This window comes from Vogesella lacus, assembly GCF_979366295.1.
Map to the genome: position 1 here is coordinate 57,795 of NZ_CEETQT010000013.1, position 20,354 is coordinate 78,148.

A 20,354-nucleotide genomic window follows, 5' to 3' on the forward strand; every position below is an offset into this window, starting at 1 on the left:
GTGACTCCTTACAGCGTGACAGCAGGGAAACGCGGACGGATGGTCACCGTCTTGCGGGTGCTGCCGGCGCTCCACTGCAGGCGCAGCTGCTTGAGGCCGGGGTAGCGCGCGAAGGCCGGCACCGCCAGCGATTTCAGCGCGGCGGCCTCCTTGCACTGGTAAACCAGTTTGACGCGGAGATTGTCGATGTCACGGCCAGCGGCCGGCTTGACGATGTCGGGGGTGATCTCGTGCTGGTTCAGCACGCAACCGGCTTCGGCCGCCGGCGTCAGCAAGTCGCCAGGGGTGGCCATCTGCGCGACAAAGTCTTGCCACAGTTTTTGCTGGGCATCGCCCTTGGGCGGGTAGTCGTAGCCGAGAAAGCTTTCCAGCGGAATCTCCAGCTGGACAGTCAGCGTCTGGCCGGCCAGTTCGGCGCGGGCGGTGCCGTGGCCGTGGGTGTGATTGCCGTGGGCAAAAGCGGTGGCAGGAATGAGGGCGGCGGCCAGCAGGCAGCCAGCCACGGGCGCAACAAGGCGCAGGCTTGCGAAAGTCATGGGTATTACCGGACAGGGGTTGCCACTGGCCGTCCTCCCCGACGGCAACCGGGCCTAAGGCCGGACGTGATCCGGCCACTTCGCTGGCCGGTATCCGGGCTATGGCGCACGCTCCGTCGCCTTCCCGGTGGCGCTTGCGGCGCGCAGCCAGTGGCTGGGATGAGGGATCGGGCTGCAGGGCAGCCGGCCATGTACCGTTGCGGGGGCAGCACGGCTTGGGGCTGACCTTGCGGCCAACCTTGCCGTTTCCCGTTTAACTGCAGCCATCGAACGGGCCGCGAGCACCAACGCGGCGCGGATGGTAGCGTGTTGGCCGCGGTTTGTCATGGTTGCACTGTGGCGATATCGATAATCACCACACGTACTGCTGTCGGGATTTTGCTATTGAAATGAGAACTGTTATCAAATAACATTGTTACTTTATTACATAAATCCAGGAGCCCATCATGCAGAAAAACCTGCATCCGCAAAACTACCGCACCGTGCTGTTCTACGACACCGGTGCCAAGGAAGGCTGGTTGATCCGCTCGTGCGCGCCGACCCGCGACACCCTGCAATGGCATGACGGCGAAACCTATCCGGTGATGTATCTGGATACCTCGGCCGCCTCGCATCCGGTATTTACCGGCAAGGCACGCGAGATCCACACCGAAGGCCGCGCCAGCCAGTTCATGGCGCGTTTCGGCAAGCTGATTCCGGGCAGCCGTCAGGCCTGAAACGGCTGACTCAGTCCGGCGGCTGATGCCAGGCCTGCTGATCCTGTTGTTGCAGTGCGGCTCGCGCGGCGGCCGGGGTATCGGCGTTTTGCAAAAAGGCATCCAGCGAGATGCCGGCCGGCCAGGCGCTATCGTTGTCTTGCAGGCTGGTGATGCGGTCGATGCGGAAGTGGCGGTAATCGCCGCGCAGCAGACACCAGGCGGCCAGCGTCCAGCGGTCGCCCCAGAAAAACAGGCCCAGCGGCGCGAGCGTGCGCTGGCTGGGCTGGCCGTGCTGGTCCAGATAGTCGATGTCCACGCACTGGCGTGCGCCGATGGCGGCGCGTAGTGGCGCCAGTTTTTCGCGCGGATAATGCTGGCCGCTCGGGGCATACAAGGGCACCGGTGCCAGCCCGGCGCTGCCCAGCACGGCATGAATCTTGGCCAGCGCACTGGCGGCATCGCCGGCCAGCTCGCTATCGGCCCAGCCGGCCAGCAAGCGGCCTGCGGCCTCGAGCGCGGCCAGCTCGCCAGCAGAAAAACTCAGGGGTGGCGGGGTAAAGCCGGCCTCCAGCCAATAGCCTTCACCGGCCTCGCCATTTACCGGCGCACCGCTGGCCTGCAGATCGGCCATATCGCGATACACGGTGCGTACTGACACCTCCAGCCACTGCGCGAGCTGCTGCGCCGTGGTGCGACGGCGGCCACGCAACAGCAGCAGGATCTGCAGCAGACGGTCGGCGCGGCGCATATCAGGATGCCGGCCGCGCCAGCGTCAGCGCCTGTTGCAGATAGTCGGCGCAGGGCAGGCGGTCGATATCGGCGACGCTGACAAACTTCAGATGTCGCCGCCCTTTGCCCTTGCCTTGCAGCAGGCCGTGCACATCGGCCAGTTGCGCGCCGGCGCTGAATTCCAGCGTCACATGCTGGCGGTAGACAAACAGGCCACAGAAAGCCTGGCCGCAGGCAAACAGGATGCCGCCGTATTTGACCTCCTCGCTGATGGCCGGATCCAGCGCGAGGATTTGCCGGCGCAAGGCCAGCACGATGGCAGCCTGCTCGGGCTGCTGTTGTTGCCAGTCGTCCAGCAATTGCCGGACACGTTGGCCGCCAGCCTCGCCAGCGGTTTGCTGCTGCGCCAGCGCGATGATGGCCGAGAGGCTGGCGTGTGCCTGCGGGCTGTTGCCCCAGCAGCTGGAATGCAGCATCTGGCCGATGCGCCGGCATAGCGCAATCGCTTCTTCTGCGGCCAACTCGGCCAGCGTCTGGTAGCCGGCCTCCTCCAGCCGGCGGATCACCGTCGGGCCCACCCCTTTGAGTTGCAGCATGGCTTGTTTCTCGATTTCAGGGAAAGGCATGGTCGTCTCCAGACACGGACAGATCCGCCAGTGTCGCGCCCATCGCGGTGGCAATCAAGACAAAGTCATGCGCACTGATCTGCAAATGACCAAAGCGGAAGGCATAGCCCCAGTGTTGCGGATCGCGGATGAAAGTCAGCCCGGGCACGAGCGGCCGGATCAGCGCGGGCGTGGCCGCCACAAAGGCGATATCGCGCCGCCACGGGCGGAAGTTGTCAGCCATCTCGACCTGATACACCGCCTCATCGCTGACGAGGCCGATGGCGGTAAAGGCCTGACACAGCTCCTTGCCGCCGAAAACCTCGAGCGGCGAGTAGTAGATCAGCCCGTCGCCACGGCGCATGCGCGCCAGCGGCGCCCCCTTGCCGTGACAGAGCTGGGCAAAGCCGCCGGCCACGCCGCGGCCAACGTGATCGCGGCTGGCTACGCCTATCCAGAAGCGCTGGCTCATGGCTGCACATGCAGGCCGATGACATTGCCTTCGCTATCGCCAAACAGCGCGATATCGCCATTGCCATCGGGCAGGCTCATGCGTGGCAGCACGATCTGGCCACCGGCGGGCTCGATGCGCGCCAGCAGCGCGTCCATATCGGGGCCGCCATCCAGATAAAGGCGACTGCCGTTGGCCGCAGGCTGCAGGCGGTTGCTTTGCATGATGCAGCCGGGGTGCTCGTCACCGAGGCAGAACACCGCGATGCGGTCGTCCATGAAGTCTTCGACTTTCAGTTCCACATGAAACACCGTCTGGTAAAAACGCACGGCGCGGTCGAAGTCGGTGGCTGGGATTTCAAACCAGTGAACGAAGGGGGTCATGCTGCGGCTCCTGATGAGGTCGGCGGGTTTGCCTGACCGCAGTGTGCGCGCCCCCTGCTGACAGCATTCTGTCAGCAGGCCAGGAAATTGTTTTGTACTGTTGCAGACTGCACAGCAGCGCTGCTTGCTTTATGTAGTGAGGCGTTAGACGAATATCCTGAAATTGATGTGCAATTTATGACTTATGGCTTTTATAATTCGCGCTTTATTTTTCTGGTGCCGAATCATGCGCGCAATGCTGCTCAAATCCGCTGTCCTCCTGACATTGGCCATGCCGGCCTTTGCCGAGTCCTTACCGACCGAATCCTTGCAGTTTGGCTGGCTGGACAGCAACCAGAAACGGATGGAAAAGTTTGAGCAATACTTCTCGCGCGGGATGGCGCTGGACAGCATCAAGCTGGGCAAGAAAGCATTGGCGCTGCCTGAAGGGCAATGGCTGATTTACGAAACCAAGACCTTCAAGGGTGATATTCATAACGATGAAACCCGGGAACATTCCGGCAATACTGCCGGTGGCCAGCTGCATTTGCGGGACAGCAAGGGTGACAGTGAAATCATTGTACAGGTCGCGTTGTCCCGTGATGCTCTTAGCTATTGGTTGAGCGAGCTTGATGCTTTTTGTCGCGAGGGTGATATCGCTGATACCTCGTACAAAGCAGTGAAAAGCCAGCGTGATCTTATCAAGCCTGAGCGCCAGAGCTGTGTGAAGGTTTCTGCCGCCATCGAGAAAGACAGCCGCAATGGTGCCGAATATCTGGGAGTGTGGTCTGCGTTCATGGAAAGCCGTGAAGGTGATTATGTGCGCTATTCACACTTCCGCTACTTTCCGATGAGCAAAGGCCAAAGCTACGAGCAGGCCCTGCAGCAGGCCGAGGTGAAGGCACATATCGCCCAGCAATCGCGTTGGGCCAGCGACAGCAAGGCCGCCTTGGCAAAACAGCAGGGCTGGTAATCAGCCGCTGCGGCCTAGCTTGCGATACAGCGTGCTGCGACTGATGCCCAGTGCGCGCGCGGCAGCGCTGGCGTTGCCGCCATGCTCGGCCAGTACCTGCTGCAGACGGGCATTGTCCTGTGTCGCTTGCGGCTGTGGGCTGTGCATGCCGGCCGGCAGATGCCGGCAGTCGAGCACGGTGCCGTCGTCGACCAGTGCCAGCAGGGTGCGCAAGAGATTATCCAGCTGGCGCACATTGCCGGGCCACGGGTAGCGGCGGATGAAGTCGCACAGTGCCGGCGACAGCGAGATGCCGCGCCGCGCCGCGCCCTGTTGCTGCAACAGTCTGGCGGCAAGCTGTGCGACATCGCCGCGTTCGCGCAGCGGCGGCAACAGCAGCGGGTAGTGGGCGAGGCGGTAGTAGAGATCGGCGCGGAAGCGGCCGGCAGCGACTTCGGTGGCGAGGTCGCGGTGGGTGGCCGCCACCACGCGCAAGTCCACCTTGTAATTGCCGCCACCGAGCGGCACCACTTCACGTTCCTGCAGTACGCGCAACAGCCGCGCCTGCAGCGTCAGCGGCATATCGCCGATTTCATCGAGAAACAGCACGCCGCCATCGGCCTCGCGCAAACGGCCCTTGCTGCCCTGTTTGCGCGCGCCGGTAAACGCGCCTTCCTCATAGCCGAACAGCTCGGATTCGATCAGCCCCTCGGGGATGGCAGCGCAGTTGACCGCCACCAGCGGCTGTTGCCGGCGGCTGCAGGAGCGGTGCAGCGCCTGCACGAAGCGTTCCTTGCCGACGCCGGTTTCACCCAGCAACAGCACCGGAATATCGGCATCCAGGAGGCGCAGCGCCGTTGGCAGCAGCGCCGGTGGCAGGCCGCTGTCGACTTCGTTGCTGCTGGCGCTGTTGTTGGTGTCGGCCGGCTTGCGGCCAACCTTGTCAGTGATCGGTGTTTGAGTGGTCGCACCCTGTCTGGCTGCCGATGGCAGCTGCAGGCAGGCCGACAGCAGGCGGCCGTTGTGGCGCAGCGAGGCAATATGTTCGCCGTGGCGGCTCAGCCAGTGTTCGAGGCTGAGGCCGCTCAACGCGGCAAAGCGCGCCTGACCCAGCGCCAGCCAGTCGAGATGCAGCATGGCGAGGGCGGCAGGATTGGCCGCACGCAACACGCCGCCATCGTCAAACGCCAGTCTGGCGCAGCGCGGGGTAGCGAGGCCGGCCGGCTCGGCGGCAAAACGCAGCTGGTAGAGCTGGCGGCATTGCTGCTCGAACAGGCGTTGTTCGATGTGGCGCACCGCCGCCTCGACCTGTTGCAGGCGGGCGCTGCCGAGCTTGCGCGGCAGGCCGGAGACATCGAGCACACCGAGCACCTGGCCGAAAGGATCGCGGATGGCGCTGGCGGCGCACGACAGCTGGCGGTTGCGCTCCAGATAATGTTCGGCACCACGCACATGCACGGCGCCGCCCAGCACCAGCGCCGTGCCGATGGCATTGGTGCCGCGAATGTCCTCGCGCCAGTCCATGCCCGGCAGCAGCGCCACCCGTTCGGCCTTGTCGAGAAAAGCCGGATGGCCCATTTCCTGCAGGATCACCCCGTCGCCGTCGGCCAGAATCACCACATGGCCATCGTCCACCACGCTGTCGAACAGTGCATCAATCGCTGGCCGTGCCAGCTGCAGCCAGTCCTCGTTTTGCTGTTGCCGGCTCTGCAGTGCCAGCTGGTCTAGCGGCTCGCCCTGACGCGGTCGCGCCACCGACAGGCCGAGGCCCTGACAGCGTTGCCAGGAATGCAGGATCGGGCCGGGCAGGCTGCCGGCCGGCAGTTCTTCGCCATCCTGCAGGCGGCGGCGCAATTGGGCGAGGCTGATCATGCAAGGCTCCTGTAACGGTGTCGCGCGACAGTTGTCGCAGGCTGCGACAGTTTGGCTGGGGCAGTGTGGCCGATTATGACGCGCTCAGCGCCGGCAACAAGCCCTGAAAAACTGCCGTGATTTTTGCGGCGCAACAAGGTTGGCCGCAAAGTGCTGTGATCACTGGTGCTGGCTGATATTGCGCTGCAAAACCGGTGCGAGCTGGCACGCGGCGTGCACTGTGGTATCCGTCCCGCTATCGCGGTGGCCAATACAACAGGAGACACAAAGAGATGAGCAGCCTGCACCCTAGCCAGTACGGCCTGAACCTGAAATCCCGTTACGACAACTTTATCGGTGGCCAGTGGGTGCCACCGGTCGCCGGCCGTTATTTCGAGAATCTGACCCCGGTCACCGGCCTGCCGCTGTGCGAGGTGGCACGCTCGGATGGCGACGATATCGAGCTGGCGCTGGATGCAGCCCATGCGGCCAAGGCAGCCTGGGGCAAGACCAGCGTGGCGCAGCGCGCCCTGATCCTGCATCGCATTGCCGACCGCATGGAAGAAAACCTGAAACTGCTGGCCACCGTCGAGACCTTCGACAATGGCAAACCTATCCGCGAAACCACCGCCGCCGACCTGCCGTTGGCGATCGACCATTTCCGCTACTTTGCCGGTTGCATCCGCGCGCAAGAAGGCAGCATCGGCGAGATTGACGCCACCACCGTGGCCTATCACTTCCACGAGCCGCTGGGCGTGGTCGGCCAGATCATTCCGTGGAACTTCCCTATCCTGATGGCAGCGTGGAAGCTGGCACCGGCACTGGCCGCCGGCAACTGCGTGGTGATGAAGCCGGCCGAGCAGACGCCGCTGTCGCTGTTGGTACTGATGGAGCTGGTAGGCGATCTGCTGCCGCCGGGCGTGGTCAACGTGGTGAACGGTTTTGGCACCGAGGCCGGCAAGCCGCTGGCCACCAGCAAGCGCATCGCCAAGATCGCCTTCACCGGCTCGACCCCGGTTGGCCGCCAGATCATGAACTACGCCAGCGAAAACCTGATTCCGGTGACGCTGGAGCTGGGTGGCAAATCGCCTAACATCTTCTTTGGCGATGTGTGCGACAAGGACGACGCCTTCTTCGACAAGGCGATCGAAGGCTTCGTGATGTTCGCGCTCAATCAGGGCGAGGTGTGTACCTGCCCGAGCCGCTCGCTGGTGCACGAATCCATCTACGACCGTTTCATGGAGCGCGCACTCAAGCGGGTGGCCGAAATCAAGCAGGGCAACCCGCTGGACTTCGCCACCATGATCGGTGCCCAGGCCTCGTTGGAGCAGATGGACAAGATCCAGGGCTATCTGGCGCTGGGCAAGCAGGAAGGCGCGCGCGTGCTGGCCGGTGGCGAGCGTGCCCATCTCGGTGGCGCGCTGGAACAGGGCTATTACATCCAGCCGACGGTGTTTGAAGGCCACAACCAGATGCGCATCTTCCAGGAAGAAATCTTCGGGCCAGTGCTGTCGGTAACCAAGTTCCGCGATATGGACGAGGCCATTGCGATCTCCAACGACACGCTGTTCGGCCTCGGTGCCGGGGTGTGGACGCGCAATATCAACACCGCCTTCCACGTTGGCCGCAGCATCGAGGCCGGCCGCGTGTGGACCAACTGCTACCACGCTTATCCGGCGCATGCGGCCTTTGGCGGCTACAAGCAGTCCGGTATCGGCCGCGAAACCCACAAGATGATGCTGGACCACTACCAGCAGACCAAAAACCTGCTGGTCAGCTACAGCGAAGACAAGCTGGGCTTCTTCTGAGTCGTAGCCGAGTCGCGAATCCTCCATCCCCTTGCCCCGGCGTGTGCCGGGGCTTTTTTGCGTCAGCCTGTTGGTCTGCGAGATGGCAATAAACAGGCGCGACATAAGGGATAGGCAGCAAACAATGCGATTGTGGCTGGCCGATCTGGTAAAAAAACTCATGCCATAAAGATTTATAGCAATTAAAGAGAATTCAAATGTCGTGATTGATCGGCGCACTGTTTATCAAATGTGATATCAAGCTGGCTGACTCTGGTGTGACGTCTTGATCCAGATCGCGGTGAGAAGGAAGGCGAATCCGCATAATTGGCAGGTTTGATGCATGGCAAATGCCTATTCGGCCGCGGCTTTCGTGCCGCTTGTGAGAAATGGACCCGATATGAAAAGAATTTCCCTGAAAAAGCTGATGAGCATGATGGCGCTCATCCTGGTGGTGTTGCTGGGCGGCGGTAATGCCATGGTGTGGTATGGCAATCTGAGCTTGCAGCAGGCCGAGGTCGAGCAGGTAAAGCTGCACCGTGCGACCTTGCTGTTCAAGGATGTGCGTTTTCATGTGGTGCAGATCCAGCAGTTTCTGACCGATGCTTCGGCCGTGGGCGAGCTGGAAGAAGGCTTTGCCGATGCCAAGGAAAACGAGGCGCAGGCGCAGGCCAAGCTGGCTGAACTCAAGAGCTTGCTGCCGGCATTGGGCACCGATATCGCCTCGGCCAACGACAAGATCAGCCGCCTGCGCAGCGTAGGCGAGAAAATGGCCCATGCCTATGTCGAGCAGGGGCGCGAGGCCGGCAACCTGATCATGAAAAACGAGCAGGACGGCTTTGATGTCAGTGCCGAGGCGCTGGCCACGCAAATGGACAAGCTGACTGCCGATCTGGAAAACGCGCGTGTGGCCGCCGACGAGATGCAGGCGCGTTCCGAGCAGCGTTCCTTCATCATCTCGATTTCGGTTGCGGCACTGGCGCTGCTGATCGTGGTTGGCGGGCTGGCGCTGCTGTATCGCAAACTGATTGCCATGCTGGGTGGCGAGCCGGCTTATGCCATGGAAGTCAGCGATGCGGTGGCGCGGGGCGAACTGTCGCTGCAGATCGACAACCATTCGCGCGCCGAGCGCAGCGTACTGGGCCGGATGCAAAGCATGGTGCAGGCGCTGGCCAACCATATGCGCAGCATTGACAACGAGTCGCGCCAGATTGCGCAGTCGTCCTTCCAGATTGCCGATATTTCGCACCGTATTACGGCGGTAACCAAGGAGCAGGGCAACCATTCGCGTGATGTGCGCGAGGCGATGGACGAGCTGAGCCAGGCTTCGTCCGAGGTCAACCGGCTGGCGCTGGAGGCCGGCGAGAGCACCGGCACGGCAAGACAGCGTGCCGAACAGGGCCAGTCGGCGATCAGCGGCAATCTGGCCGAGATGAGCAGGGCGGTGGACGAGGTGCAGGCCGCCGAAAAGCAGATGCAGGCACTGGGCCAGGCCACCGTGCAGATCCATGCCATTACCAGCACGATCACTGAAATTACCGAACAAACCAACTTGCTGGCGCTGAATGCGGCGATCGAGGCGGCACGGGCCGGCGAGGCTGGCCGCGGCTTTGCCGTGGTGGCGGACGAAGTGCGCAAGCTGGCGCAGCGCGCTGGCGAGGCGACCCGCAACATCAACGAGATCATCAGCAATCTGACCACGCTGGTGAACCAGAACTCGCAGGCGATGCAGAGCATTATCCAGCGCACCCACAGCGGCATGGCCCGCGCCGAGGATGTGCGCGAAGTGTTTGCGCTGATCCTGCAGCAGGTGGAGGGCAATGCGCAGATTGCCGGCCAGATCGCGCGTTACAGCGAATCGCAGCAGGACAAGCTGGTGCTGCTGCGCAGCCGCCAGGACGAGCTGCTCGACACCATGGCGCGCAATGCCGACGAGGTGCACGCCACCGGCATCATCAGTAGCGATCTGTATCAGGTGACCGAACGGCTGCGGGTGATCATGCAGCAGTTCCAGTTCGAGCGGCAGGTGGTGGTCCAGCCGGCCAGCAACGAGCAACGCGGTGCGCCGCGCGTGTCGCAGCATCTGCTGGTGCAGCTGGAGGACGGCCAGGGCACGCAATACGCGGTGACGGCGGATTTCAGCATGACCGGCATGAAGCTGCGCGTGGCCAAGCCGCTGAGCGTCAAGGCGGGTGCCAGCGTCAATTTGCAGATCCAGATTCCGCATGATGACCGCGATGCCTATCGCAGCCAGTTGCCGCTGAAGCTGCCGGCGGTGGTGCAGTGGCAGCGCGAGGAAGACGGCGAGTTTCTGTATGGCGTGGAGTTTGGCCATATCAGCGCCAGCGAACGCAATAATCTGCTGGTGTGCTTCGACTACTACAGCCACGCCCCGCATTTCTCCTGAGTCGTCCGCGCAGGGCAAAGACCGGCATCGATGTTGGCCGCAAGGGGCAGACCCTTGCGGCCAACCTGCATTCTGGCATCGGTGTTGCCACGGCAAAATCCGCAACTTTTATCAATGCCGCCCCGCTAAGCTGCCCGGCATGGAGACAGTATGAAGAAACCCGCCACCCGCCAGGAATACGCCCGCCGCTTGCAGAGCGTGCTGGGGCTGATCTGGCAGCATCCGCAGCAGCACTACTCGCTGGAGCAGCTGGCCGAGGCCGCCTGTTTTTCGCCCTATCACTTTCATCGCATTTACCGCGAGATGATGGGCGAAAGCCTAGGCATGACGCAGCAACGTATCCGCCTGTTGCAGGCCGCCCGCGAGTTGGCCGCGCCCGCGGCGCGCAGCCTGCCGCGGCTGGCCGGAGGTCATGGCTACGGCAGCAGTGCCGCCTTTGTGCGGGCCTTTGCCGCCAGCTATGGCATGACCCCGGTGGCTTACCGGCGGGCGCGACTCGCGCTGCTCCAGTCATCCAGCCAACAGGAGGCCGCCATGTACCCCATCCGTATCCAGCAGCAAACCGACGCCATCACCCTGGCCGCCAGTCGCCATCGTGGCCCTTATATCCGGATCGGCGAGGCCTTTGCCCGCCTGCAGCTGCACAAGACCGCGCTGCCGCTGAGCCTGCCGCCGCGCTGGTTCGGCCTGTATCTGGATGATCCGCAATCGGTGCCGGAAAGCGAACTGCGTTCGGCAGCGGCACTGGCCGTGTTGCCGGGCCTAGCGCTGTCCGACGGGCTGGCGCTGATGACGATACCGGCCGGGCGCTATGCGGTGCTCGAGCATGTCGGGCCCTACAGTGAGCTGGCACACGCCTACCAGTGGCTTTACGGCGTGTGGCTGCCGCAAAGCGGCGAGCAGCCCGCTGATGTGCCGGTGATCGAGCAATACCTGAATCTGCCCATCGATACCCCGCCGGCTGCCTTGCGCACCGAGATCTGGTTGGCGTTGCAGTAACAGGCAGATCTGCCAAAAACAAAAAGCTTGGCCGCAAGCGTGGTGCTTGCGGCCAAGCTTTATCTTTCAGCACCGGCCGGAGACTGATCCGGCGCGCAGCGGCTTAAGCCAGCGTCGGGTAATCAGTGTAACCCTCGACGCCACCACCGTAGAAGGTGGCCGGATTCGGCGGATTAAGCTCGGCACCGGCAGCGAAACGGGCTGGCAAGTCAGGGTTGGCGATAAAGGCACGGCCGAAGGCCACGGCGTCGATCAGGCCGGCGCCGATCAGCTTTTCGGCCTTTTCCACGCTATAGCCGCCGGCGGCGACAATCTTGCCCGGATACACGGCACGCACGCGCTGGCGGAAATCGTCGCTCCACGCCGGACCACCAGCCCAGTCTGGCTCGGACAAGTGCAGGAAGGCGATGTTGCGCTTGGCGATCTCTCCGATCAGGTACAGCGCCATCTCTTGCTGGTCGGTTTCCGACAGGCCGTTGAACACGCCCAGCGGCGACAGGCGAATGCCGACGTGGTCGGCATCCCATTCGGCGATCACCGCATCGAGTACTTCCAGCACGAGGCGGGCGCGGTTTTCCACGCTGCCGCCGTACTGGTCGCTGCGTACGTTGGCCGCAGGCGACAGGAACTGGTCGAGCAGATAGCCGTGGGCACCGTGGATTTCAACGAGGTCGAAGCCGGCGCGGCGCGCATTGTCGGTGGCGCGACGGTAGTCTTCGATCAGGTCGGCGATTTCGGCGGTTTCCAGCGCGCGCGGGGTGGAAGTCGGCGCGCGTACCAGCTGGCCGTTTTCATCGCGGATATTGGTATTGCTGTCGGCCTTGATCGCCGACGGGGCCAGCGGCGCATCGCCGTTCGGCTGCAGGCTGGTGTGCGAAATACGGCCGGTGTGCCACAGCTGAATAGCGATCTTGCCGCCTTCAGCGTGCACGGCATCATTCACGCGCTGCCACATCTGGATCTGCGCTTCGCTGTAGATGCCCGGCGCGCCGGCATAGCCCTTGGCGGTCGGCGAGATGTGGGTGCCTTCGTTGATGATCAGGCCGGCACCGGCACGCTGGCGGTAGTACTCGATGGCGAGATCCGTCGGCACGTCGCCCGGCTCGGTGTTGCGCAGGCGGGTCAGCGGTGCCATCAGCACGCGGTTGTTGAGGGTAACGGCGCCAAGGCGCACGGGAGTCAGCAGTTTGTCGGCTTGCATGGGGTGTCCTTTTACTTGCGGTTTAGCGGTCGAATCCGAAGCCCTGGGCACGGGCGACCGGGGCAACTTGCGGGAAATACACTTGCTGGTAATAGCGGGCGATGCTCTGGCTCCACGGCTCGCCGTCGGCGCGGCCAAGGTTTTGCCAGTGTTGCTGCAGCGTCTGGTCGTAGGCGGCGATATGGCCGGGCAGGGCGGCGGCGTCGTAGCGCTCGTTGTGGGCGAAGCTGGCCAGCGGCAGGCGCGGCTTCACCGCGCTGTCGTCGGCGGCATAACCCAGCACCACGCCGGCCAGCGGGAAGGTCAGCTCCGGCAGATCGAGCAGCTCGATCATCGCGGCCGGGTCGCGGCGGATGCCGCCAATCGGTACCACGCCGAGGCCCGCGGCGCGGGCGGCGGTCATCAGATTGCCCATGGTGATGCCGGCGTCCACCGCCGCCACGGCAAAGCCTTCCACGCTGTCGTGAATCACTTGTTCGCCACCGGTGCTCGCCACGCCGAGGCGGGTCTTGTAGAAGTCGGCGACGACGGCGATGAACACCGGTGCCTGCGCAATCCAGGGTTGGCCGCCGGCGATCTCGGCGATACGCGCACGACGTTCGGCATCCTGCACCACCACCAGCGACACCTGCTGGCCGTTGATGGAGGTCGGACCTTGCCAGGCGGCGCGCAGCACGGCGTCGAGTACTTCGGCCGGAATGGCTTTGTCCTGATAGCTGCGGATACTGCGGTGTTGCTGCATGTGTTCGAGGGCGGAATTCATGGGTGCTCCACGCTAATTATTAGACCAGTCGTCTAGTTTCGGTGCCAAAAAAACCGCCGGCACACGGGCTGACGGTGGTGTTGCTTCAGATGGCTGGCGAACAGGGGGCCAGCAATCCTTCGGTGTGAATCATGGCCGCTTGCAGCGGGCGCAGGCTGTGCTGCGTCTTCTGCATCAGCGCTGCGCCCAGCCACAGGCTGTACAGCGCATAGGCGGTTTCGTCAGGCGGCAGCTGCGGCTTGATGCTGCCATCAGCCTGGCCGGCACGGATGCAGGCGGCCAACCTTTGCACGATGGCGTCCATGCCCTCATGCAGTGCCAGCCGCATCGGCTCGGACAGGTCGGATACCTCGGCCGCCAGCTTTACCGCCAGACAGCTGTGCGCCTCGCAGCGCGCATGGTGTTCCAGCCACTGGCCGAAATAAGTCAGCAATCGCGCACGGCCATCACCAACGTTTTCATCAGCCAGCAAATTGCCCACACGTTCGCGGTAGTTGGCGAAATAGCGGGTGAGCATGGCCACGCCGAAGTCTTCCTTCGACTTGAAGTAGTGATAGAAAGACCCCTTGGGCACACCGGCTTCGGTCAGCAATTCGGTCAGACCCAGTGCCGTAAAACTGCGGCCATGGATCAGCGCCTCGCCGACGGCAAGGATGTGTTCGCGGGTGTCTGTGTGCAGGCGTTCTCGACTCATGGCAGGATATTAGTAGACCGGTTGGTCTAGTGCAAGGGATTGTCAGGATTCATCCATTTTGCCGCGTTTTTTGCAGCGGAGATGACACAGTCGGCGTGTCGATTTTTAAACATCATACAAAAAAAGCTGCAATCACTGCTTGATCATGACGAATCTGTCAGCCCGGCAAGCCGGTAGCCGGGCGCAAGCAGGCAGGGCGCGAAAAATGGTCTGCCATCTGCCAGTATGCAAGTTAGGGAAATGCTTGCAGCAGACCATACGGGAAAATACCCATGAAGCCGCTGACACCAGCATGCCAACAATTGCAGCGTGAATTGTGGGGCTTGCAGCAGGTGCTGAATAATGTCGGAGCCTATATTTTCACCAAGGATCTGGCGGGTTGTTACACCTATGCCAACCAGCTGGTGTGCGAGTTGTTCGGCTTGCCGCTGGCTGAGGTGCTGGGCAAGGACGACAGCCATTTTTTTGATCTGGCGGTGTCTGACCAGTTGCGCGTCAACGATCGCCGCGTGATGGAGCAGGGCGAGACACTGGCCAGAGAAGAGCACAATGTTGTCAGAAGCTCGGGCGACAGCCGGATCTACTGGACCGTGAAAGCGCCAGTGCGGGACGAGCACGGGCAGATAGTCGGCATGTGTGGCATTTCCACCGACATCACCGAGCGCAAGCAGCTGGAGGAAACCCTGCGCGAGCAGAGCCATCTGCTGGATACCGTGCTGAATAATGTCGACTCGAACATCTATATGAAGACGATAGAGCGCCGTTACCTGTATGCCAACGAGCAGGCGGCCAGCCGGCTGGGCAGTACCTCGGCCGATATCGTCGGCAAGCTGGACAGTGATCTGCTGGGGCCGCAGGCCGCCGAACGGCTGTGGGCGATAGACCGCCAGGTGTTCGAGACCGGGCAAAAAGTGGCGGGCGAGGAAGAAATCATCCACGACGATGGCCGCCATGCCTGTTACTGGTCGGTCAAGGTGCCGATCAGCCTGAAAGACCAGCCGCGGGCGCTGATCGGCTTTTCCACCGACATCACCGAACTGCAATTGCTGCGCAAGCAGCTGGAGCAGCAGGCGCTGACCGATATGCTGACCGGCATCAGCAATCGCCGTCACTTCATGCAGCGGTTAGAGCAGGCTTTCAGCCTGGCCAAGCGTCACCATCAGCCCCTGTCGCTGATCATGCTGGACATCGACTTTTTCAAGCACATCAATGACCGCTATGGCCACCTGTCTGGCGACAAGGTGCTGGTGGCACTGGCGCAGCATCTGCAAGGCCTGATGCGCGAGTCTGACGTTGTCGGCCGTATCGGTGGCGAGGAGTTTGCCATCCTGCTGCCGCAGACCGATGGCGAGGCCGCGCTGGCCGTGGCCGAGCGCCTGCGCAGCAGTGTCGCCGATATGGTGGTGCCCGGCGATGATGATAGAAGCATCAGCCTGACCGCCAGTTTCGGGGTAGCCGCATTGCCGCCCGAGGCGGTCGATGGCCTGATCCTGCTGAAGCTGGCGGATCAGGCGCTGTATTACTGCAAGGATAATGGCCGCAATCGCTGTCATTTGCAGCCGCATGCCGCTGGCGAGGCTTTGTCGGTGCTGCCGGACAATAGCTGACAGGCAAGAAAAAACCGTGACAGATAAACTGTCACGGTTTCACATGAAACCTTGCGGCCAACCTTGCTGAAGATTGGCCGCAAGTATCGTGTTTAAGCGTTGTAACCCAGATTCGGCGCAAGGTCGCGTTCGGCCTGCTGCACGCTGACACCGCGACGTTCGGCGTAGCTTTCCACCTGATCACGGCTGATCTTGCCCACGCCAAAGTAGCGTGAATCCGGATGGCTGAAGTAGAAGCCGGAGACCGCCGCGGTCGGCAGCATCGCATAGCCTTCGGTCAGCGTCATGCCGATGCCCGGTGCGTCCAGCAACTCAAACAGCTCGCGCTTGACGGTGTGATCCGGGCAGGCCGGGTAGCCTGGTGCCGGACGGATGCCCACGTATTTCTCGTCGATCAGCGCTTCGTTATCCAGCGCTTCGTCGGCAACATAGCCCCAGAATTCGGTACGCACGCGGTGGTGCATCAGCTCGGCGAAGGCTTCGGCAAAGCGGTCGGCCAAGGCCTTCAGCAGGATTGCGCTGTAGTCATCATTCGCTGCCTCGAAACGCGCCACATGCGGGTCGATGCCGAGGCCGCCGGTGACGGCGAAGGCGCCGATGTAATCGCGCACGCCGCTGTCTTTCGGCGCAATGAAGTCGGCGAGTGCCCAGTCAGGGTTGGCCGCAGAACCATCCTTGGTGGCTTTTTCCAGTTGCTGTCGCAGACCGACCCAGCTCATCAGCTTTTCGCCGCTTTCCGGGTGATAGATTTCGATATCGTCGTGATTGACGCTATTGGCCGGGAACAGGCCGATGACGGCATTGGCGGCCAACCATTGCTCGTCGATGATCTGCTTGAGCATCGCTTGCGCATCCGCCCACAGGCCGCGTGCGGATTCACCGACGATCTCGTCGTCCAGAATCGCCGGGAAGCGGCCGGCCAGCTCCCAGCTCTGGAAGAACGGTGTCCAGTCGATGAAGCGGGCGATTTCGGCCAGATCATAGCTTTCGAAACGGCGCACGCCGGTCCATGCTGGCGTTGGCGGCGTGTAGTTGGCCCAATCAATCTTGTGGCCGGCCGCACGCGCCTTGTCGATCGGCAGCAGCTTGGCATCGCCACGGCCTTCAAAAATCGCGCGCGCCTTGGCGTAGTCATCGGCGACCTCTTTCACGAACGGGTCGCGCAGGGTGTCGGACAGCAGGTTGGAGCACACGCCGACGGCACGGCTGGCGTCCGGCACGTAAATCACCGGGCCGCTGTAATGCGGCGCGATTTTCACCGCAGTATGCACGCGGCTGGTGGTGGCGCCGCCGATCAAGAGCGGAATGTCGAAGCCCAAGCGCTGCATCTCTTTGGCCACATGCGCCATTTCTTCCAGACTTGGCGTAATCAGGCCGGACAGGCCGATGATGTCGGCCTTGTGCTCGCGCGCGGCGTCCAGAATGGTCTGGCACGGCACCATCACGCCCAGATCAATCACCTTGTAGTTGTTACAGCGCAGTACCACGCCGACGATGTTCTTGCCGATGTCGTGCACGTCGCCCTTCACCGTGGCCATGATGATCACGCCCTTGGCCGGCGCATCCTGCAGGCCCATGCGGATTTTTTCTTCCTCGATATACGGTTCGAGGTAAGCCACGGCGGCCTTCATCACCCGGGCAGATTTCACCACCTGCGGCAGGAACATCTTGCCCGCGCCGAACAGGTCGCCCACCACGTTCATGCCGTCCATCAGCGGGCCTTCGATCACATGGATCGGGCGCTCGCTCTTGGCGCGCACTTCTTCGGTGTCCTGCTCGATGTAAGTGGTGATGCCTTTCACCAGCGCGTGTTCGAGGCGCTTTTCGACTGGCAGCTCGCGCCAGGCGAGGTCTTCACCCTGCTTGCCGGCTACCGCGTCGCCCTTGAATTTCTCGGCCAGCGCGATCAGGTTTTCGGTGCTGTCGGAGCCGTCTGACGTTGGCCGCATCAGCACCACGTCTTCGATACGGTCGCGCAGCTCGGCATCGACTTCGTCGTACACCTCCAGCGCACCGGCGTTGACGATGCCCATGGTCATGCCGCGCTGGATGGCGTGATAGAGGAACACGGCGTGAATCGCCTCGCGCACCTTGTTGTTGCCGCGGAAGGAGAATGACACGTTGGACACGCCGCCAGAAATCTTGGCGTGCGGCAGATTGTCCTTGATCCAGCCGGTGGCTTCGATGAAGTCGAGGCCGTAACGCGCGTGCTCTTCGATACCGGTCGCGACGGCAAAGATGTTCGGGTCGAAGATGATGTCTTCCGGCGGGAAGCCGACTTCGTCCACCAGCACGCGGTAGCTCTTTTCGCAGATTTCGACCTTGCGTGCATAGGTGTCGGCCTGGCCGGCTTCGTCAAACGCCATCACGATGACAGCCGCGCCGTAGCGGCGAATCAAACGCGCCTGTTCGACGAATTTTTCCTTGCCTTCCTTCAGCGAGATCGAGTTGACGATGCCCTTGCCCTGGATGCATTTCAGGCCGGCTTCGATTACGTCCCACTTGGACGAGTCGATCATGATCGGCACACGGCTGATGTCCGGCTCGGCGGCGATCAGATTAAGGAAGCGCACCATGGCGGCGTGGGCGTCCAGCATGCCCTCGTCCATATTGATGTCGATCACCTGCGCGCCGTTTTCCACCTGCTGGCGGGCAACGTCGAGCGCGGTGGCGTAGTCGCCGTTCAGGATCAGCTTGGCAAAGGCCTTGGAGCCGGTGACGTTGGTACGTTCACCGACGTTGACGAACAGATCCTTGTCGCCGATGTTGAATGGCTCGAGGCCGGACAGGCGGCATTTCGGCTCGATGTCCGGAATCACGCGCGGTGGCAGGTCTTTCACCGCCTCGTAAATCGCCTTGATATGACCAGGCGTGGTGCCGCAACAGCCACCGATGATGTTGACGAGGCCGGCTTCGGCCCACTCGCGAATCTGCGGTGCCATGTCTTCCGGCAGCAGGTCGTAGCCGGTCGGCGCCAGCGGATTCGGCAAGCCGGCGTTGGCGTGTACCGACACAAAGCTGCTGGAAATGCGCGACATTTCTTCGACATACGGACGCAGCAGATCCGGCCCCAGCGCACAGTTCAGACCAAAGCTCAGCGCGTCGGCGTGCGACAGCGAGTTGTAGAACGCTTCGGTAGTCTGGCCAGTCAGCGTGCGGCCGGACTGGTCAGTGATGGTGCCGGAAATCATGATCGGCAAGCGGGTGAGTTCCGGCCGCTCGTCGAAGTATTTGTGAATCGCGAACACTGCCGCCTTGGCGTTCAGCGTGTCGAAAATGGTTTCCACCAGCAGGAAATCCGCGCCGCCCTTGACCAGGCCATCGGTGGCCTCGGTATAGGCAACGACCAGCTCGTCAAAGGTCACATTGCGGTAGCCCGGGTCGTTGACGTCCGGGCTGATGGAACAGGTGCGGCTGGTCGGGCCGAGCACGCCGGCGCAGTAGCGCGGTTTTTCCGGTGTCTTGGCGGTTTGCGCCACGCACAGGTCTTTTACCAGTTTGGCGGCAGCGTAGTTCAGCTCCCATACCAGCGATTCCATCTCGTAGTCAGCCATTGCCATTGCGGTGGCGTTGAAGCTGTTGGTCTCGATGATGTCGGCGCCGGCATCCAGATAGGCCTGGTGGATTTCGCTGATGATCTGCGGCTGGGTCAGCACCAGCAGGTCATTATTGCCCTTTACATCGACATGCCAGTCTGCAAAACGCTCGCCCCGGTATTGTGCTTCGTCCAGTTTGTATTGCTGGATCATGGTGCCCATGCCGCCATCCAGAATCAGGATGCGCTGGCGAAGTTGGTCGTATACGGGGTGATTGGCAGTATTTGGCATGGCAAAAGCGGCTTTTTTCAGCAAAACTGTAAAGATAACAGGGGAAGCATCTTAACATCGTCCTGATTTGACGGCGCTTTTCCCTTAGAACAAGCATTCATAACCATGCGGCAGGTGTTATATATGCGAATGAAACATTTGGCAGTGCTGGCGGGGCTGCTGACGCTGGGCACTCAGGTTTTTGCCCAGACTTTGCCACCGCTGCGTATCGGCGTGTCGGACTCCGACTCGCCACCGATTGTGGTGATCCAGGGATCGCAACTGGTGGCCGGTTTGTCGCGGGATCTCGGGTTGGCGCTGGGCAAGGCGATGGGTGTGCCGGTCGAGTTTGTGGTGGTGTCGCGCAAGCGGGTGGAACCCAGTATCGAGACCGGGCTGGTCGACATCATCTGCAACAGCAATCCGGCCTGGTACAGCAATCCGGCCAAGGTGGGCTGGACGCGCGAGTTTTACCCGCAGATCGAGCGGGTGATGTCGCTGAAGAACAATCCGCGCAGTATCGATAGTGTCGATGACATGTCAGGCATGCGCATCGGGGTGATTACCGGTTATTACTACAGCGCGATCGACCCGCTGTGGCAGGGCAAGCAGGCTATCCGCGTCGATCAGCAGAGGCTGGCCCTGCTGATTCGCGCGCTGCAAAGCAATCTGGTGGATGTGGTCGTCAATTCCGAGCTCGAGATGAGTAACTGGGCGAAAGAAAACCCTGTACAGGCGGCGGCGGTCAAGCTGCATCCGCTGGTGATTTCGAACATGCCGACGCGCTGCATGGTGTCGCCCTATGGCCGTTACAGCGTGGCCAAGCTGGATGCGGGCATCCAGCAGATGGAGCAGCAAGGCAGCACCAGCCGCATCCTCGCGCAATATCAGTGGAAGAGCCATTAA

Annotated in this window: 17 protein-coding genes and 1 riboswitch; of the genes, 7 read left to right on the forward strand and 10 right to left on the reverse strand. The window is 62.1% G+C overall.

Features of this window, described 5'->3' with window-relative positions:
* Positions 1–8 precede the first annotated feature (8 nt).
* A complete protein-coding gene (locus ACZ9W6_RS15975) occupies positions 9–536 on the reverse strand; it encodes a ZrgA family zinc uptake protein (protein WP_465192172.1) in 528 nt (175 codons plus the stop codon).
* A gap of 68 nt (positions 537–604) precedes the next feature.
* A riboswitch (cobalamin riboswitch) is annotated at positions 605–840 on the reverse strand.
* 142 nt (positions 841–982) lie between these two features.
* On the opposite strand from ACZ9W6_RS15975, the gene ACZ9W6_RS15980 reads away from it, so the two are divergent.
* Positions 983–1,252: a type B 50S ribosomal protein L31 gene (locus ACZ9W6_RS15980; protein ID WP_465192173.1), complete on the forward strand. Its 270-nt coding sequence runs from the start codon at positions 983–985 to the stop codon at positions 1,250–1,252.
* A gap of 10 nt (positions 1,253–1,262) precedes the next feature.
* On the opposite strand, the gene ACZ9W6_RS15985 is transcribed toward ACZ9W6_RS15980, so the two are convergent.
* Genes ACZ9W6_RS15985 through ACZ9W6_RS16000 form a run of 4 tightly spaced genes read right to left on the reverse strand, consistent with a single transcriptional unit; the run spans position 1,263 to position 3,402 of the window.
* Entirely contained in the window at positions 1,263–1,982 is a 720-nt protein-coding gene (locus ACZ9W6_RS15985) for a helix-turn-helix transcriptional regulator (RefSeq protein ID WP_465192174.1), read from the reverse strand.
* 1 nt (position 1,983) lies between these two features.
* The gene (locus ACZ9W6_RS15990) at positions 1,984–2,589 is read right to left on the reverse strand and encodes a DUF1801 domain-containing protein (protein ID WP_465192175.1); all 606 of its coding nucleotides are present in this window, start codon (positions 2,587–2,589) and stop codon (positions 1,984–1,986) included.
* Entirely contained in the window at positions 2,576–3,040 is a 465-nt protein-coding gene (locus ACZ9W6_RS15995) for an EVE domain-containing protein (protein WP_465192176.1), read from the reverse strand. The genes ACZ9W6_RS15990 and ACZ9W6_RS15995 overlap by 14 nt, the downstream gene beginning before the upstream one ends.
* Positions 3,037–3,402, reverse strand: a complete 366-nt coding sequence (locus tag ACZ9W6_RS16000; RefSeq protein ID WP_465192177.1) for a VOC family protein — start codon at positions 3,400–3,402, stop codon at positions 3,037–3,039. Before ACZ9W6_RS16000 ends, ACZ9W6_RS15995 begins: the two co-directional genes overlap by 4 nt.
* Before the next feature lie 226 nt (positions 3,403–3,628).
* Between ACZ9W6_RS16000 and ACZ9W6_RS16005 the strand changes: the two genes are divergently transcribed.
* Positions 3,629–4,354: a hypothetical protein gene (locus ACZ9W6_RS16005; RefSeq protein ID WP_465192178.1), complete on the forward strand. Its 726-nt coding sequence runs from the start codon at positions 3,629–3,631 to the stop codon at positions 4,352–4,354.
* Here the strand turns inward: ACZ9W6_RS16005 and ACZ9W6_RS16010 are convergent, their stop codons facing one another.
* Positions 4,355–6,205, reverse strand: a complete 1,851-nt coding sequence (locus ACZ9W6_RS16010; RefSeq protein ID WP_465192179.1) for a sigma-54-dependent Fis family transcriptional regulator — start codon at positions 6,203–6,205, stop codon at positions 4,355–4,357.
* Positions 6,206–6,477: 272 nt separating this feature from the next.
* Between ACZ9W6_RS16010 and adh the strand changes: the two genes are divergently transcribed.
* The 3 genes from adh to ACZ9W6_RS16025 all read left to right on the forward strand — a co-directional run bounded on the left by adh (position 6,478) and on the right by ACZ9W6_RS16025 (position 11,377).
* Positions 6,478–7,992, forward strand: a complete 1,515-nt coding sequence (adh, locus tag ACZ9W6_RS16015; protein ID WP_465192180.1) for an aldehyde dehydrogenase — start codon at positions 6,478–6,480, stop codon at positions 7,990–7,992.
* A 379-nt stretch (positions 7,993–8,371) separates the two neighbouring features.
* Positions 8,372–10,378, forward strand: a complete 2,007-nt coding sequence (locus ACZ9W6_RS16020; protein WP_465192181.1) for a methyl-accepting chemotaxis protein — start codon at positions 8,372–8,374, stop codon at positions 10,376–10,378.
* Between the two features lie 150 nt (positions 10,379–10,528).
* Positions 10,529–11,377, forward strand: a complete 849-nt coding sequence (locus ACZ9W6_RS16025) for an AraC family transcriptional regulator (RefSeq protein WP_465192182.1) — start codon at positions 10,529–10,531, stop codon at positions 11,375–11,377.
* Positions 11,378–11,480: 103 nt separating this feature from the next.
* On the opposite strand, the gene nemA is transcribed toward ACZ9W6_RS16025, so the two are convergent.
* The 3 genes from nemA to ACZ9W6_RS16040 all read right to left on the reverse strand — a co-directional run bounded on the left by nemA (position 11,481) and on the right by ACZ9W6_RS16040 (position 14,035).
* The gene (gene nemA / locus ACZ9W6_RS16030; protein WP_465192183.1) at positions 11,481–12,578 is read right to left on the reverse strand and encodes an N-ethylmaleimide reductase; all 1,098 of its coding nucleotides are present in this window, start codon (positions 12,576–12,578) and stop codon (positions 11,481–11,483) included.
* Between the two features lie 22 nt (positions 12,579–12,600).
* Positions 12,601–13,341, reverse strand: coding sequence for an NADPH-dependent oxidoreductase (locus ACZ9W6_RS16035; RefSeq protein ID WP_465192184.1), 741 nt, complete (start codon positions 13,339–13,341; stop codon positions 12,601–12,603).
* Positions 13,342–13,426: 85 nt separating this feature from the next.
* Positions 13,427–14,035: a TetR/AcrR family transcriptional regulator gene (locus tag ACZ9W6_RS16040; protein WP_465192185.1), complete on the reverse strand. Its 609-nt coding sequence runs from the start codon at positions 14,033–14,035 to the stop codon at positions 13,427–13,429.
* Between the two features lie 272 nt (positions 14,036–14,307).
* Here ACZ9W6_RS16040 and ACZ9W6_RS16045 point away from each other — a divergent pair, with 272 nt between their 5' ends.
* Complete coding sequence (locus ACZ9W6_RS16045) at positions 14,308–15,642, forward strand: sensor domain-containing diguanylate cyclase (protein WP_465192186.1); 1,335 nt, start codon at positions 14,308–14,310, stop codon at positions 15,640–15,642.
* 92 nt (positions 15,643–15,734) lie between these two features.
* Here the strand turns inward: ACZ9W6_RS16045 and metH are convergent, their stop codons facing one another.
* Positions 15,735–19,469, reverse strand: a complete 3,735-nt coding sequence (metH, locus tag ACZ9W6_RS16050) for a methionine synthase (RefSeq protein WP_465192187.1) — start codon at positions 19,467–19,469, stop codon at positions 15,735–15,737.
* Between the two features lie 123 nt (positions 19,470–19,592).
* Here metH and ACZ9W6_RS16055 point away from each other — a divergent pair, with 123 nt between their 5' ends.
* Positions 19,593–20,354 (forward strand): substrate-binding periplasmic protein, encoded by a 762-nt coding sequence (locus ACZ9W6_RS16055; RefSeq protein ID WP_465192188.1) that lies wholly within the window; start codon positions 19,593–19,595, stop codon positions 20,352–20,354.